Source organism: Methylomonas sp. MED-D, assembly GCF_050276835.1.
In the GTDB taxonomy this organism is placed as follows: domain Bacteria; phylum Pseudomonadota; class Gammaproteobacteria; order Methylococcales; family Methylomonadaceae; genus Methylomonas; species Methylomonas koyamae_A.
The window spans coordinates 3,684,006-3,697,497 of the sequence record NZ_CP189965.1 but is presented as its reverse complement, the minus strand read 5'-3'; the positions used below and the strand labels follow the sequence as shown (position 1 = coordinate 3,697,497).

General features: G+C 56.9%; 12 protein-coding genes. 9 read left to right on the top strand and 3 right to left on the bottom strand.

The window, feature by feature from the left end:
• Positions 1-2: 2 nt before the first annotated feature.
• Positions 3-1,415 carry a PhoH family protein gene (locus ACQE3E_RS16540; RefSeq protein WP_064025823.1) on the bottom strand — a complete coding sequence of 471 codons (1,413 nt, stop codon included), beginning with the start codon at positions 1,413-1,415 and terminating at the stop codon, positions 3-5.
• 216 nt (positions 1,416-1,631) lie between these two features.
• Here ACQE3E_RS16540 and ACQE3E_RS16535 point away from each other — a divergent pair, with 216 nt between their 5' ends.
• From ACQE3E_RS16535 to rluB, 9 genes are all read left to right on the top strand, one after another.
• Positions 1,632-2,177 carry a hypothetical protein gene (locus tag ACQE3E_RS16535; protein WP_331710111.1) on the top strand — a complete coding sequence of 182 codons (546 nt, stop codon included), beginning with the start codon at positions 1,632-1,634 and terminating at the stop codon, positions 2,175-2,177.
• 27 nt (positions 2,178-2,204) lie between these two features.
• On the top strand, positions 2,205-2,909 hold the full coding sequence (locus tag ACQE3E_RS16530) for a tetratricopeptide repeat protein (RefSeq protein ID WP_313729694.1): 705 nt from the start codon (positions 2,205-2,207) through the stop codon (positions 2,907-2,909).
• Between the two features lie 24 nt (positions 2,910-2,933).
• Positions 2,934-4,853 carry an ATP-dependent DNA helicase gene (locus tag ACQE3E_RS16525; RefSeq protein ID WP_427500859.1) on the top strand — a complete coding sequence of 640 codons (1,920 nt, stop codon included), beginning with the start codon at positions 2,934-2,936 and terminating at the stop codon, positions 4,851-4,853.
• Positions 4,854-4,928: 75 nt separating this feature from the next.
• Positions 4,929-5,615, top strand: coding sequence for a tRNA (adenosine(37)-N6)-threonylcarbamoyltransferase complex dimerization subunit type 1 TsaB (gene tsaB / locus ACQE3E_RS16520; protein ID WP_427500858.1), 687 nt, complete (start codon positions 4,929-4,931; stop codon positions 5,613-5,615).
• A 39-nt stretch (positions 5,616-5,654) separates the two neighbouring features.
• Entirely contained in the window at positions 5,655-6,278 is a 624-nt protein-coding gene (locus tag ACQE3E_RS16515) for an L-threonylcarbamoyladenylate synthase (protein WP_064025833.1), read from the top strand.
• 4 nt (positions 6,279-6,282) lie between these two features.
• A complete protein-coding gene (locus ACQE3E_RS16510) occupies positions 6,283-6,936 on the top strand; it encodes a site-2 protease family protein (RefSeq protein WP_064025835.1) in 654 nt (217 codons plus the stop codon).
• A gap of 51 nt (positions 6,937-6,987) precedes the next feature.
• Entirely contained in the window at positions 6,988-7,809 is an 822-nt protein-coding gene (locus ACQE3E_RS16505) for a segregation and condensation protein A (RefSeq protein WP_064025837.1), read from the top strand.
• 112 nt (positions 7,810-7,921) lie between these two features.
• Complete coding sequence (gene scpB, locus ACQE3E_RS16500) at positions 7,922-9,019, top strand: SMC-Scp complex subunit ScpB (RefSeq protein ID WP_313729696.1); 1,098 nt, start codon at positions 7,922-7,924, stop codon at positions 9,017-9,019.
• A 16-nt stretch (positions 9,020-9,035) separates the two neighbouring features.
• Positions 9,036-9,761 (top strand): 23S rRNA pseudouridine(2605) synthase RluB, encoded by a 726-nt coding sequence (rluB, locus tag ACQE3E_RS16495; RefSeq protein ID WP_083386234.1) that lies wholly within the window; start codon positions 9,036-9,038, stop codon positions 9,759-9,761.
• Between the two features lie 172 nt (positions 9,762-9,933).
• Here rluB and ACQE3E_RS16490 read toward each other — a convergent pair whose 3' ends face one another.
• Together ACQE3E_RS16490 and ACQE3E_RS16485 are read right to left on the bottom strand one after the other, a co-directional pair.
• Positions 9,934-11,460 (bottom strand): tetratricopeptide repeat-containing sulfotransferase family protein, encoded by a 1,527-nt coding sequence (locus ACQE3E_RS16490; RefSeq protein WP_313729697.1) that lies wholly within the window; start codon positions 11,458-11,460, stop codon positions 9,934-9,936.
• A gap of 218 nt (positions 11,461-11,678) precedes the next feature.
• Positions 11,679-12,794, bottom strand: a complete 1,116-nt coding sequence (locus tag ACQE3E_RS16485) for a hypothetical protein (RefSeq protein WP_313729698.1) — start codon at positions 12,792-12,794, stop codon at positions 11,679-11,681.
• Positions 12,795-13,492 lie beyond the last annotated feature (698 nt).

Below are 13,492 nucleotides of genomic sequence, written 5' to 3'. Positions count from 1 at the left end.
GGTTATAAATTGTCCGACGCGAAATCCGCCAGCCGCGAACGCTCGCCGCGCCGCAACGTGATGTGCGCGCTGTTTGCCCAGGCCTTGAAGCGGTCGACGACGTAAGTCAAACCGGAACTGGTCGCGGTCAGGTAGGGTGTATCGATCTGTCCCAGGTTGCCGATGCAGATAATCTTGGTGCCGGGACCGGCGCGAGTGATCAGGGTTTTCATCTGCTTGGGCGTCAGGTTTTGCGCCTCGTCGATGATCAAGAAACGGTTCAGAAAGGTCCGGCCGCGCATGAAGTTCAGCGAGCGGATTTTGACCCGGTTCATCAGCACGTTTTGCGACGCGCCTTGCTCCCATTCGGTGTTGCCGGAGCGGCTGCCCAACAGTTCCAGGTTGTCCATCAATGCGCCCATCCAGGGTGCCATTTTCTCTTCCTCGCTGCCCGGCAGAAAGCCGATGTCCTGGCCGACCGGCACCGTTTCGCGGGTCATGATGATTTCCTGGTAGAGCTTATGTTCCATCGTCAGCGACAAGCCGGCGGCCAGCGCCAGCAGCGTCTTGCCGGTGCCGGCGGTGCCGAGCAGCGTGACGAAATCGATATTGGGGTCGAGCAGTGCGTTCAATGCAAAATTTTGTTCGCGATTCTTGGCGCACACGCCCCAAACGCTGTTGTGCTTGGTGCGAAAATCGCGGGCCAGTTGCAAGACCGCGCTCTGGCCGTCGCAAGTTTTGACGATGGCTTCGAAGCCGGATTCGTCGTCCATATACACAAACTGGTTGGGAAACCAGTCGGCCACCGCCGGCCCGCTGACTTTGTAGTAAGTGTGGTTGTTTTCCTGCCAGGACTCCATCTTACCGCCGTTTTCTTCCCAAAAATCGGCTTCCAGCGCCATCGTGCCGTTGTATAGCAGATCGATGTCTTCGATGGTCTGGTCGTTGTGGTAATCCTCGGCGTTCAGTTGCAGCGCGGCGGCCTTGATGCGCATATTGATGTCCTTGGACACCAGGATGACGTTGACGTCAGGGTATTCCTTGCCCAAGGCCAGTACGATGCTCAAAATCGAATTGTCGGCAATCTGGCCGGGCAGATTATCGGGCAGCAGATGCGACAACTGCTTGGTTTGGAAATACAGGCGGCCGTCGTAATCGGCGTCCACGGCTAAACCGTGTTCGATGCGGGACAGCGGCAGGCCGTCGTTGATGGTCTGTTGATTGGCGTCGCGGATCAGTTCGTCCAAGAAACGGCTGACTTGGCGGACATTACGGGAAACGTCGGATAAACCTTTCTTGGCATGGTCGAGTTCTTCGAGGACCACCATCGGAATGAAAATATTGTGTTCCTGAAAGCGAAAGATGGCGGTTGGGTCGTGCATCAAAACGTTGGTGTCCAGCACAAACAATTTTTTGCCCGAAGATTGAATATTCATGGAGTCCTTGAACGATGGGGTGAAGTAACGTTGGGCGGCTTTCCGCTCAGCTACCTTTCTAACTCATCCGCCGAGCCAGCGTCAAATTCTTCACGAAGCCGCGTACGTTTTTTGAGTGTCGCCGCCGCGTCCGTCGGTTGGCGTGATTTGTGTTGCTTCGGCGATTCAACTAGAATCCCAACACCGCACTTTCATTACGGTTTGTCCGCTACACCCATGACTATGACCTATTCAGACGCAAGCCGGCCCGACTTGGATTGGAGCCAGATTAGAGAAACCATCAAACTGTTGACCGTGTCCGCCGCGCAGATGGACGGCAGCATGAAAGACGGCGACGCATCGGTCAATGCGCTGGCCACGGCGTTTACCGGCATGGTCGAAAATCTGGCCGCGATTCGCGAACAATTGACCGGTTTGGCGGAGAGCGAAAATCGGGAAAACGCCTTGGCGCAGTGCGATGCCGCTCGCCGCAAGATCGACGACGCCATCGTTGAATTCCAATTCTACGATCGGCTACAACAATGCCTCCAGCATGTGTCGGCCAACCTGAAGGATTTGTCGGCGATGATCGAAACCCCGCACAGGTTGTATAATCCCGCCGAATGGTGCGCATTGCAGGATGCGATTCGCGGCCGTTATACGATGGAGGCGGAGAAGGTGATGTTCGACGCGATTCATCAAGGCAAATCCATAGAGGAAGCGCTGGCGTTGTTCGAGGCCGCCAATCAGACCGGTGGCGATCCGGACATCCAGTTGTTTTAAATCCACACCTCCATTGCATAAGGTTTAATGAAGAAATCATCCTTGCTCGTCCTGTTCCCGCTAGTGCTGTTGTTGTCGGCTTGCGCCGGCGTTTCGGAATCCGAACGGCCCAGCCCGACCGCGGGCCAGGTCGCCGCCAAGAAAGCCCAGTCCAAGAAAAATCCGGCCGCCAAGGATAAGGCGCCGATACCGCCGGTCGCCAAGAAAGCGCAAGCCAGTGTGCCCGGTACCGGTACCTACGCCATCGAAGAGGTAACCACCAATTTTAAGGACGAACCGAATCTGCCGGCGTTTCGAGCCGAGCCGTTGACGCCGCCGGTTGAATCGGCCGCCACCACGCCGGTGGCGCCGACCGCCGAGGCGGTGCGCCTGAATATCGAAGACGCGCAGATTCCCAGCGGCACGTCGCCGGCCGTCGTCGCGCTGGTTAGCGAAGCCGACCGTAGCCGTAATGCCGGCGACCTGGATGCCGCGGTGGTGGTGATGGAGCGGGCCTTGCGCATCGATGCGCGTAATCCGCTATTGACTTACAAATTGGCCTTGTTGCGGCTCAAGCAGAATAAGGCGCCGCAAGCCGAGGAGCTGGCTGGTAAGGCCGCATTGTTGGCCGGCGGCGATTTGAGCTTGAAACGCAAAAGCTGGCTGCTGATCTCCGAAGCCCGGCAGATGCAGCAAAATCCGCAAGGTGCCAAGGAAGCCAAGGCCAAGGCGGACAGCTTTTTCGGGCATTGATTTTCGCGCCGCGCTGACTTGCAAATGGCCGAACTCGCCGACATCTTTGGCGATGCCGGCGCGTTGGCCGAGGCCATCCCCGGCTACGCGCCGCGTGCCGCGCAAATCGAAATGGCGCAAGCCATTGCCGACGCCATCTCCGCCGGGCAACATTTGATTGCCGAGGCCGGCACCGGGACCGGTAAAACCTTTGCTTATCTGATTCCCGCCATCCTGTCGCGCAAGAAAGTCATTGTTTCGACCGGCACCAAGAATCTGCAAGACCAATTGTTCAACAAGGACATCCCGGTTATCCGCAAGGCGCTGACCCGCACCCCGTTCAAAGCCAGCCTGCTGAAGGGACGCGCCAATTACTTATGCACTTACCGTCTGGATCAGGCTTTGAATTCGGCCTTCGGCTACAGCCAGGAAGACGCCGCGGCGCTGGCCAAAATTCATGCCTGGGGTAAGCGCACCAAGGTCGGCGACGTTTCCGAAGTCGCCGACGTCCAGGACGGCGATCCGATCTGGTTTCACGCTACCTCGACCGCCGACAATTGCCTCGGCCAGGAATGTCCGGATTACGCCGATTGCTTCTTGGTCAAGGCTCGCAAGCAGGCCCAGGAATCCGACGTCGTCGTGGTCAACCACCATTTGTTGTGCGCGGATTGGTCGATTCGGGAAACCGGTTTCGGCGAATTGTTGCCGGACGCCGAAGTCGTCATCATCGACGAGGCCCATCAGTTGGCCGATACCGCATCCAATTTCCTAGGTGTGACGATCAGCGGCAAACAACTGACCGATCTGGCCGACGACGCTTTGGCCGAATATTTCACCGACGCCAAGGATATGCCGGATCTACGCACCGCTTGCGAAGACTTGCAGCACGAGGTCAAGGACATGCGTCTGGCCTTCGGCTTGGAATTGCGGCGCGGCGACTGGCAGGATATCGAGACCAACCCGAAAATCGCCGGCGCCCTGGAGTCCTTGCAAAAGCAACTGGCGCGCTTGACCGATCAACTCGAACGCGCGTCGGTGCGTAGCAAGGGGCTGGAGTCTTGTTTCGATCGCGCCGAAGCCTTGGACGCGCAGCTGGAAACGTTGATCAACGACCGGGACGGGCAGTGGATCAAATGGTATGAAACCTATAACAAGTCGTTCACGCTCAGTCGCACGCCACTGGACATCGCCAAGGAATTTCGCGGCTTCATGGCCCGCCACAAGGCGGCCTGGATATTCACCTCGGCGACGTTAAGCGTCGCCAACAATTTCGCGCATTTCTCGCGCAGTCTGGGTTTGGGCGGCGCCGACAGCCGGAGTTGGGAAAGTCCGTTCGACTACCCGAATCAAGCGTTGTTTTACCACCCCAAGGGCTTGCCGCAACCTAACGATCAGGATTTCACCGACAAAATCGTCGAATTCGCGCTGCCGGTGCTGGAAGCCAGCCGGGGCAGGGCGTTCTTTCTATTCACCAGTCACCGGGCTTTGCAACGAGCCGCCCAATTACTGGACGGTCGGATCGATCATCCGCTACTGGTGCAAGGTACCCGGTCCAAGGCTGCCCTATTGGACCAGTTCAAGGAACTGGGCAACGCGGTACTATTGGCCACCGCCAGTTTCTGGGAAGGCGTGGACGTGCGCGGCGATGCCTTATCTTGCGTCATTATCGACAAACTGCCGTTCGCCTCGCCCGGCGATCCGGTGTTGAAGGCCAGGATGAGCGCCATCGAAAAGCAGGGCCGCAACCCGTTTTTCGAACACCAATTACCCAGTGCGATTATCATGCTCAGGCAAGGTATCGGACGCCTGATCCGCGATGTCAACGATCGCGGAGTACTGATGGTTTGCGATCCGCGCTTGTTAAAGCGCTCCTACGGACAGATGTTTTTGGATAGCGTGCCGGCGATGCGGCGTAGTCGCGACATCGAAGATGTGCGGCGGTTTTTTAACGAAGTATCGGATTAGCTCGATACTGGGGCCCGATCGGGCCAGCGAATCATCGGACGCGTTTTTGATCAACTCTGTTACTCGAACTGAATTATGAAATTACTGGCAGTAGAAACTTCCACCGATGCTTGTTCGGCCGCCTTGTTTTTCGACGGCGAGATCGTCGAGCGCTTCGCCGTCGCGCCGCGCGACCACACCAAACTGATTTTGCCGATGATAGACGAGCTGATGGCCGACGCCGAACTAAAACCTCGGCAACTCGACGCGGTCGCGGTGGGTCGCGGGCCGGGGTCGTTCACCGGGGTTAGAATTGCCGGCGGCCTCGTTCAGGGCATCGCGTTCGGCGCGGATCTGCCGGTGGTGCCGGTATCGACCTTGGCCGCGATCGCCCAGGATTTTTTCAACAAACAATCATTGGCCGAGTTGGCGTTTACCGCGATGGACGCCCGGATGGATGAAATTTACTGGGCGGTGTATCAGCGAGATACCGAACATTTCGCCAAATTGCTTGGCATAGAAGTCGTGACGCCGGCGGGAGAGGTGGCGTTTCCCGAAGCCGTCGGTTTTGGCGTCGGTTCGGGCTGGGGCGTGTATTGCGCCCAGTTGGCCGAATGCCTGGGCGAACTGGTGCAAGGCGTCGAAATCGACGTTTGGCCGAGGGCCGCCTGTATCGCTCAATTGGGCGTGCGCGACTTTCTGAAGGGGCTGGCCGTGCCGGTCGAGGAGGCCATGCCGGTCTACCTGCGCGACAAAGTGGCGAAAAAGGAATCGGAAAGATAAGGTACAATGCCGCCCTTACGCGGCAGTTTCATCGGGTCAATGGCACAGTTCTTCGAGATTCATCCGGACAATCCGCAGCAGCGCTTGATCCGGCAGGCGGCGGAAATCGTTCGGAAGGGCGGCGTCATTGCCTATCCGACCGACTCTTCCTACGCGCTGGGTTGCCATATCGGCGACAAGGCGGCAATGGACACCATCCGCCGGATTCGCCGGCTCGACGACAAGCATAATTTCACACTGTGCTGCAGCGATCTGACCCAGGTGTCTACCTTCACCAAAATGGGTAACGACGCCCATCGGCTGATCAAGAAGCTGACGCCGGGACCGTTTACGTTTTTGTTGGACGCCACCCGCGAGGTGCCTCGGCGTTTGCAACACCCTAAGAAAAAAACCATCGGCGTCAGAATTCCGGACAACCGGGTGGCGGCGATGTTGTTGGAAGAACTGGGCGAACCGCTACTGACGGCAACCTTGATTTTGCCCGGCGACGAAGAGGCGCTGAGCGACCCTTACGAAATCCGCCTCGGCCTGGAACACGAACTGGATTTGGTGATGAGCACGGGAACTATCGAAGCGCGCGCCACGACTGTGATCGCCTGCGGCGACAACGGCATCGAAATCGTCAGACAGGGCATAGGCATCGCGCCGATGCTGGAGGCTTGAGACTATGATGGAAGAACTGACCTTGGTGCAACGTGTCGTGGTTTGGAGTTTGCCGGTAGTCTTCGCGATTACCGGCCACGAAGTCGCCCATGGCTGGATGGCCAAACGCTACGGCGACAAAACCGCCGAACGGGAAGGCCGCTTGACGCTGAATCCGTTGCGGCATATCGACCCGCTCGGCACCATCATCATTCCCGGCCTGCTGTTAATCACGTTTACCGGTTTTATCTTCGGCTGGGCCAAGCCGGTACCGATCGACGCCCGCAACTTCAAGCAGCCCAAAAAAGCCATGATGATGGTGGCGTTGGCCGGTCCGTTGGCCAACCTGTGCATGGCGATAGCCTGGGCCTTGCTGGCTAGGATAGGGGTCGCGCTGGAGTTCGAATTCGTCTCGATGCCGTTGATTTACAGCGGCGTGGCCGGCATTACCATCAATCTGGTGTTGATGATGATCAACCTGCTACCGATTCCGCCGTTGGACGGCAGCCGGGTATTGTCCGGATTGTTGCCGGATTATTGGGCATGGCGTTATAACCAATTCGAACGTTATGGTTTCATCGTGTTGCTGATTTTACTGGCGACCGACGTGCTCAGCTTTTTACTGGCCTATCCCATGTTTTATGCGCAGCAATTGTTTTTCACGCTCGCCGGCATGTGAAGCGGTTTCGGATGGGTTTTTTAAGCGCCGAGCGGATGTTCGCTTAAACCGATGAATGCGGTGGAGTTACCGGTGGAAACGGCGCCGGAACCGATTGCGCTGGTGCTCGGCGAGCCGTTCCAAACCTTGCCCGACGATTTGTACATCCCGCCGGATGCGCTGGAAGTGTTTCTGGATGCGTTCGAAGGGCCGTTGGACTTGCTGCTGTATTTGATCCGCCGACAGAATCTGGATATTCTCGATATCCCGATCGCCCAAATCACCAAGCAATACATCGCCTACATCGACATGATGGACAATTTGCGTCTGGAGCTGGCGGCCGAATATCTAGTGATGGCCGCGCTGCTGGCGGAAATCAAATCGCGGATGCTGCTGCCGCGCCAGCCGGAAAGCGAGGAAGAGGAGGAGGACCCGCGCGCCTTCCTGATCCGTAAATTGCAGGAATACGAAGCGATCAAAAAAGTCGCCGAGGAAATCGACCGCTTGCCGCGCCACGAACGCGATACGTTCGAAGCGGTTGTCGACGTTTCGACGATCGGCATCAGGCAGATTCTGCCGGACATCGAGCTCGGCGAGCTGTTACTGTCCCTCCAGGATGTCTTGAAGCGCGCCGAACGACTTAGTCACCACCATATCAGTAAAGAGCCTTTATCAGTCCGTGAACGAATGGCAGCCATTTTGGAAAAACTTGACGGAGCAGATCAGCTCCATTTCTCAGCGTGTTTTACCCGAAGTGAAGGAAAAAACGGGGTGGTTGTCGCGTTTCTTGCCATCCTTGAGCTCTCCAAGGAGCGACTCCTCGACATCTTCCAGCCCGAGCCTTACGCCGGCATCCACGTCCGGCTTAGAGCCAATACCGCTACAGGCGACTGATTCGCCGTCGTTCGCCGCTACCGTCGCCGATGTTCCAGTCAGAGCCAAACCGCGCAAGCCCAGAGTCAAGCCGGAGCCAGTCACGATCTATGTGCAGGTCCGGCGCCGAGCCGTGCGTTTTCCGCGAGGTTGGTCGGTCGAGCGCCATGTCGGCATCGCCGCGCCGACCGAAGCAATCGCAAACGTCGAATCGGTGGAGCCGGCGGCGATCGATGCCGACGTTTCGCGTGGTTTCAGACCCAGTAAGGCGCGCCTGGCGGCCGGCCGGCGCGGCGATTGGCGATGCCCGACATCCGCTGCCACATCGGTCGGGCGCAATAAGTCCTCGGCGCGCTTGCCGCCCAACCGGCGCGGTGACTGGCGGACGCAGTGGCCGGCCGCGCCCGCCGTTAGCCCGCGCAAGCACGTGCCGAGATTGCCGTTGGCCTTGGCCGACGGGTGGCGGGTGGCGGTTACCGAGCGGAGCGAGCCAAGGCCGGCGGTCTTCGACTATCCGCTGGAGGCCAATGTGAATACCAAGCGCATCGTCGAAGCGATTCTGTTCGCCGCCAATCGGCCGATGACGGTCAAACAGATTCAGGAAACCTTTCCCGAACTGGAACAACCGGATACGCTGGCGATTCAGATCGCGTTGGAAGAAATCGCCCGCGACTACGCCGATCGGCCGGTCGGCCTGAAACACCTGGCCAGCGGTTACCGTTTTCAGGTGCGGGAAGGTTTGGCTCATTGGGTCGGCCGGCTGTTCGAGGAGCGCCCAGCGCGTTATTCGCGAGCTCTGCTGGAAACGCTGGCCATTATCGCCTACCGGCAACCGGTGACGCGCGGCGAGATCGAAGACATTCGCGGCGTCAGCGTCAGTACCTCCATCGTCCAGACGCTGCTGGAGCGCGAGTGGGTCAAGGTGGTCGGCCATAAGGAAGTGCCCGGCCGGCCGGCGCTTTACTGCACAACCAAGCAGTTTTTGGATTATTTCAATTTAACGTCGTTGAGCGAATTACCGCCATTGGAAGAGATTGTCGACATGGACCTCGGCTCGTCCGCTCAACCGCCAGCACCACAGGAACCCCGTGAAAGACCGCAAACCGAGCAAACCCCAGTCGGCGAAGGCCCAACCGCCCAAGCGCAAAACCAACCTTCCGAAGCCGAGTCCGACGAAGCCCGGCTCGACGAAACCCGGTCCGGCGACACTCCCGAGCGCACTCTCCACTGACGCGAGCGGCGAACGCATCCAGAAGTTCCTGGCGCGGGCCGGTTTGGGCTCGCGGCGAGAAATCGAGCGTTGGATCGAGGAAGGCAAGCTGACGGTCAACGGCAACCGTATCCAGCCGGGTTATCACTTGAAACCTGGCGATCATTTGGCGGTTAACGGCCGCATCGTCAAGTGGGAGAAGTATGCCGAGCAACCGACCCGCGTGTTGGTGTACCACAAGCCGGTTGGCGAATTGGTGACCCGTCGCGATCCCGAAGGCCGGCCGGTGATTTTTACCCAGTTGCCGCGCTTGGCCGTCGGCCGCTGGATTGCCGTTGGCCGTTTGGACATCAACACCTCCGGCCTGCTGTTGGTCACCAATAACGGCGAGCTGGCCAACCGTTTGATGCATCCGTCGCGCGAGGTCGAACGCGAATACGCGGTGCGCATCCTCGGTGAGGTCGGCGACGACATGATGGAACGCCTGAAAAACGGGGTGGAACTGGAAGATGGCCCCGCTCATTTCGAGGAGGTGAGTTTCTATGCCGGCGAGGGCGCCAACAAGTGGTTTTACGCGACGGTCAAGCAGGGCCGTAATCGCTTGGTGCGCCGCTTGTGGGAATCGCAAGGGGTCAAAGTCAGTCGCCTGATACGGGTGCGTTACGGCGATATCGTACTGCCGGAGCGGGTGCGCGCCCATTCGTTCTACGAACTGGAAGCCAAGGAATTGCAGGAATTACTGGCTTTTGTCGGCCTGGCCTAACGCGCGGGTATTGCCCGAGCGGAAAATTTCGGCGGGAGCGGCTTCGGTCGCGATCAATGGTGTGCCGACACCGGTATGTATGTCATTTGCTCAACGATTCCCTAGTAACGCATCGCTGTCGCGTCCGGCGATTGCGGTTGGCCGGAGCGCCCGCGATGCGCCGGCCGATTCTTCAGTCGTAGCCCAGCGCGGCCAGAAAGGGTTTCAGTTCGGCTTCAATTTCCTCGAACTCATCGGCGTAATGGCGCCAACGGCCGACCGACGACGAATACAAGGGTTGGGCGACTTGCTCGTAACTTGGGCTGGCAATGTATTTGCCGGCCGCTCGCTGGTGGAATTCGGCGACAGCGGGGTTCCAATCCAGACCGATCAGCGAGAACACCCGTCGGAAACTCGCTTCGAAGTCGAATACCGCATCTTCGTAACGCAGTTCGACGAAGTCCATCGTCAACATTGGCTTGACGGTCAGCCACCAATCCATCACCTGGCCGTAAAAGCGCGCCGTGCCGAGCCAAGTCAGCAATGGCACCGTGGACGGCGTGGGAACCATGGTTTGCATGAAGCAGCTCAGGCAAACGTCGCGCGGATCGCGCAGCAAAAACACCAGCTTGGCATCCGGGAAGATCGCGTTGATGAAGCCAAGATCGATGGAGTTCATCGTGGTTTTGTCGAGCAGGCGCTTCGTGCCGATCCGGTCGCCGAACAGTGCTCGCGCCCGATCCCAGTAAAACCGTCGCAGATGCAATACGCTGTCCCAATCCAAACCGGCCAACAATTCGGTCTGTCGGGTGCTTTGCGGGTTGACGCGCCTGAGCTCCTTGACCGTCGCGGCGATCAGGTTGGTTTCGTCGGCAACGAATAAATCGGGGTGAGTGCCCAGCACTTCCTGGGTCAGCGTGGTTCCGGTACGCATGAAACCCAGCACGAAGACCGGTGGGGGCAAGTCGGCCGGAAACTCGCGGCCGGCCCAGCGGCCAAGCAAGTCGCGGGTGTAGGCTGTTTTATAGTCAGCCAACATCGTGGGGACCAAGGTTGCGTCTTGCCGTTTGACCTCGACGAGTTGCGGCGCTATATCGGCGGCGGGACGCAAGTGGGCGAAAACTTGGGAAAACTCGCCCAGCCTATCCAGCAACCGGGCCATCTCCTTGTGGGCGCGAAATTTTTCTTCCGGCTTCAACAGGGGATGGCTCAAGGCCTTGGCTAAACGTTCGCGCGCCGGGTGGTATTGGCCATCCGATATTTCCAGCGTCGCGACGAGTATCGTCAGCATCGGATTGTCAGGCACCAATTTCAACGCTTGTTTGGCGGCGGCCAGTGCCGGCTTTTTTTGATTCAGCCGGGAATGGCTCAGAGCCAACAGTTGGAAACCGCGAACGTGGTTGGGCGCGATTTGTACCGCCTGTTTGCAAAGTTCGAGTGCGCCGTCGTAGTCGCTCCAGTGCTGTAGCTGATCGGCCAAGTCCAAGGCTAAGCCGGTGTCGCGGCTTTTTTTGGCTTTTTTCAGCAGCCATTGGCCCGATAGGCGCAAGTATTTCAGCCCTGCGTCGCGATCGCCCAACCAACATAAGGACTGGCCGAGACAGGCGGCGATTTGCGGATCTTTAGGGCTTTCGGTCAGGGCCTTGCCGAAGCATTCGGCCGCGGCCGCGAAGTCTTTTTGTTGCACTGCGGCTTGGCCGCGTTCCATGAATGACGCCATTTCGAATTCGCAAAAAAAACCGCAAGTTTAAATTGGATTAGTGGGATGTGTGAATGGAATTTGCCGCGCGGTGGATCAGCGTTGATTTTTGAGACTGCCGAGCCCATTGCGCGGCGATGCCAGCGTTGGCTCGAACGATGCGCCTAGCGCGCGACGCGGTAAGCGATCGCGCCATATCGCGGACGGATATGGCGCGGTTTCAGGCTAACGGTGGACGATCAGCGAGGCTTGGTGCTGATACGCATTTTTATCGATGTCGCGGTTTGCACCAGCTCGTAACCCAAGTTCCCAGGCAATATTGGATAGCTCGCTAAAACCGGGTATCCGGTAATGTTGTCGGCGGTGATCAGCGTGACTTCTTGGCCAAACCCCAGCATATATTGTTCGCGAAACGAGACGTACAGTCGGGCGCGATCCAGGTTCAGGTTGCCGTTGACGACCAGTTTGTCATTACCGGCCGCGCCGCCGAGCTGCATTTCGATCGCTCCGTCGATGGTCAAATCATTAACCACCGTTAGCGTGCCTAAGTCGTCGCCGGGGGATATTGTGCCGCCAAACTGAACCGTATTGTAGTCTCCCGTTAAGGTTATCGTACCGTTGCCGGATAATACGCCGTTTTGCAGGTTTAGATTCTTTGCGCCGAACGTCCCATTGATGACGGTTTTACCCCCGGTTTGGGTAAAAGTCGGATAATTGTCGGGATCATTTGTTAAGCAGTGTCCCGACGAGTGCACCTCGAAATATCCATCGTTCAGAATGCCGGGGTTCGGGTTTTCTGGAGTGGCGTCGAATTGACAGTTGTCGGCGGATGCTTCGATCGTCAAGCTGCCGTGGTTAGCAATGGTATTGCGGATGAGCGGGAAGCCGTCAATACCGCCATATAGCTTATCGACAAATCGGAGTGTTCCGAAATTCTCGAGACCGGTTCCCGAGGAATGATAGGAATCGAAATAACCCGAGACAATCATGATGCCGCCGGCTTCGTTGACGATTTTTCGGGAGCCAAGGCCTGATGTCCACGATGATCCGTTGAGTTGCATGAAGCCCCTGTTGCGGACTTCGCCATTCGTAAGTACAGCAAGCGCGGCATTGGAAATTGTGTAGCCATTGTTAATCAGAGATCCCAATATGGTTCTACCCTGTTTGGTGGGGTCGGCCATGTCTCCAATGATCAACGTATCTCCTTTGTTGATAGTGTAAGTTTGACCAGCGGCAACGTTACCTGTCAGAGTTACAAGTGCTGCTTCCGCTTCGGCAATAATCAATATTAGCAAGGCTGCCGTTATCAAGGATCGATTGAAAATTAAACGGTTTTTGTATGTTTCAAATCTCATGGGTTTTTCTCTCGTTTTTGATGGTGTATATAGCTAAATTACTCTCTTGTGTCTAAAGTGCGACTATATTTTTAATCTCCGTGCCATAGGCTATATATTTGGTAACTGTTCAGAGAGTGCTCAGTGATTTGTCGCCCCTCTTTAGAAAAAGAGAGATAGAGGGATTATTGAAATAACCCCATCAGTCCCCGTTTTTCAAAGGGGGAAACTTGGTTTGAGGTCACTTGTGAAGCCTATGCTGAATAGTCACGAGAGTTGACGCAGGTTTTATGCCACCTGAGAATAGGCGTGGATCATGTGCTGTATGAGTGTCGCGAAAGTTATCTTTGTTAAATAGCTTAGAAAGGTAACGGTTTTGGGTGATTTGCCGTTATGTGCTGGGAACTCGTTAAGGATCATCTGATTAATTCGTAACCTTAAATTTCAGAGTCAATTAAATCAATGACGTAAACATCAATTTGTCTTGAAAAATTGAATAATCAGAGGTTCCTTAAGGTTGGTCGAAGTTTAGGGTAGGGAGTATTGCAAATCCATTGGGTGAATTTCATGGTTTTAGTTGTGAATTTTTCTTAACCGATGCATTGCCCCTGTTGCTTGGTAATTGATATACCCCATTTTCATGGAGTATTACAAAGGCCGTAAATAGGCCTTGCGATCGCTTATAGCGCCGCAATCTATAAATTAGTGTGCGGTACGGT